This window comes from Sphingobium sp. ba1, assembly GCF_000743655.1.
Classification (GTDB): domain Bacteria; phylum Pseudomonadota; class Alphaproteobacteria; order Sphingomonadales; family Sphingomonadaceae; genus Sphingobium.
Genome location: NZ_JPPQ01000050.1, coordinates 1,316 through 3,606, shown reverse-complemented (window position 1 = coordinate 3,606; position 2,291 = coordinate 1,316). Strand labels below are relative to the sequence as shown.

Genomic DNA, 2,291 nt, shown 5'->3' with positions numbered 1-2,291 from the left:
GCGGGCCTTGCGTCCCCTGCCCTGCTGCGCGACTGGCAAGCGCAGGCACAAGCCGACGATGCGCCGCTTTATCCGCTGCGCTCGCCTGTCGGCACGGCGGCACTACCGGGTGCGGACAATGACCGGGTGCTGGCGTCATGCTGATCCGTGATGCGGAAGTGGACGGCCAGCGCTGCAATGTCCGCCTGGCCGATGGCCTGATAGCGGCGATGGCCCCTGCCCTGCCCCCGCTGCCCAACGAGCCGACGCTGGATGCGCGTGGCGGCGCGTTGCTGCCGGGGCTGCATGATCATCATATCCATCTGAACGCCACGGCCGCCAGCCTGATGTCCGTGCGCTGCGGGCCGCCGGACGTGCGGGATGCAGCAGGCCTAATCGCTGCCCTGCATCACGCACCTGGCGACGACTGGCTGCGCGGTGTGGGCTATCATGCCAGTGTGGCAGGGGAGATCGACCGGCAGTGGCTCGACCGCAACGGCCCTGCCCGCCCCGTCCGTATCCAGCATCGCAGTGGGCGGATGTGGATCTTCAACAGCCTGGCGCTGCGCGAACTGGGCGGCGGCGCGCCTGCCGATGGTCGGCTGATCGACGGCGATGCCTGGCTGCGCGGCCGCCTGCCCGTGACGCCGCTCGACCTGCGGCCTGTCGGCGATCGGCTCGCCGCGCTGGGTGTCACGGGCCTCACCGAAGTCACACCCCGCAATGACCGGGCCGATTATCTGCGCTATGCGCAGGCGGGCCTGCCGCAACATCTGCTGGTGATGGGTGGTCCGACGCTGGACGATGCGCCGCCGGTCGGCTTGGCCAGCCGGGGCGCGGTAAAGCTCCATTATCATGACCATGACCTGCCGCCGCTCGACCAGCTCGTTGCGGAGGTTGCGCGCGCGCATGCAGCAAACCGCCCCGTCGCGTCGCATTGCGTGACCCAGGCCGAACTGGTCGTCACGCTCGCGGCGATCGCGGAAGCGGGCGCGATGGTCGGCGACCGGATCGAACATGCCGCGATCGTGACGCCCGACAATGCCGACTGGATCGCGCGGCTGGGGCTGGTCGCGGTGTCGCAACCGCATTTCATCGTCGAGCGGGGCGATGCCTATCGCCGCGATGTTACACTGGAGGATCGCCGCTGGCTCTATCGCCTGCGCGGCCTGCGCGCGGCGGGCGTGGGGCTGGCGGCGGGCAGTGACGCGCCCTTTGGCGGATTGAACCCTTGGGCGTCGATGGCCGCCGCCGTGCAGCGCCCCAACGATCTTGGCCCCGACGAGGTGCTGACGCCCGAAGAGGCGTTGGCTCTCTATACGGGGCAGCCCCACGCCCCTGCCGTGCCGCGCAAGATCGCTGTGGGGGAACGCGCCGACCTGTGCCTGATCGATCGCCATTGGGCCGCCGCCCGCGCCGATCTGGCCGCCGTGACCGTGCGCGCGACATGGGTGGCGGGCCGCCTTGTCTATGGCACGATCGCGTCCACCAATCCCCATTCGAGCGCCAGCGATGCCGAGATGCGCCGCATCGACAGCGCCATATAGGCCGTCTTCTGCCGCCCGATCCGGCGCGGCAGGCTGACCGTTCCCCCTGCCCCCGGCAGCAAGCCATATTTGAGTTCGGGCAATTGGAACCAGCTATCCGCCCGCGCCTCGACCCGTCCGGCAAAGGCGGCCATCTCCACCCCTGCCCCCACCACCGCGCCATGGACATGCGCCGTCACGCGCGGCGCAAGCTGCTCCAATAATGTAGCGGGCAGGCGCAGCGTGCGGACCCAATGGGCTTCGGCGACGTCATGGCTGAGACCGAATTCCGCCACATCGCCGCCGACGGAAAAGCAGCGCCCCGCGCCCGACAGATGGATGGTCGTGATCGCCGGATCGAGCAGAGCAACACGCAGAACTTCATACAGGGCATCGCGCATCGCGACATTGACCGCGTTGAAGCTGGCCGGGCGGTTGAGGCGCAGCGTTAATCGACTGCCCTCCATCTCCACCATCACCGGTGGCCCCGCCTCGTCGGCGTGCGACGGTGCAGCAGGAGCGCCCGCCCGCCACGCCAGAAATTCGCCACCCCGCTGGATCGTCGCGAAGGCCAAGCTCTCGGCCGTCAGCGCGGCGGCCATCGGCAATTGTTCGCTCAGGCGCAATTGCTGCACCAGCAGCATCGCCGCAAAGGGCCACGCCGCGACATTGGCCGTGATCGCCGCCAATCCCGCCTCGTCCGCCAGCACGATATCGCAGGAGCTGGCCAATGGCCCTGCACCGATGCCGATGACCGGACAAGGCAGCCCGCGCAACCAGTCCGCC

2 protein-coding genes are annotated in these 2,291 nt (G+C 69.2%); one reads left to right on the top strand and one right to left on the bottom strand.

The features are described from left to right. The first annotated feature begins 137 nt into the window (after positions 1-137). The gene (locus IL54_RS02675) at positions 138-1,526 is read left to right on the top strand and encodes an amidohydrolase family protein (protein ID WP_052027524.1); all 1,389 of its coding nucleotides are present in this window, start codon (positions 138-140) and stop codon (positions 1,524-1,526) included. Here IL54_RS02675 and IL54_RS02670 read toward each other — a convergent pair. Then, positions 1,448-2,291, bottom strand: an 844-nt coding sequence (locus IL54_RS02670) for an enoyl-CoA hydratase/isomerase family protein (RefSeq protein ID WP_081912747.1), incomplete at its 5' end; no start/stop codon positions are given. The genes IL54_RS02675 and IL54_RS02670 overlap by 79 nt on opposite strands.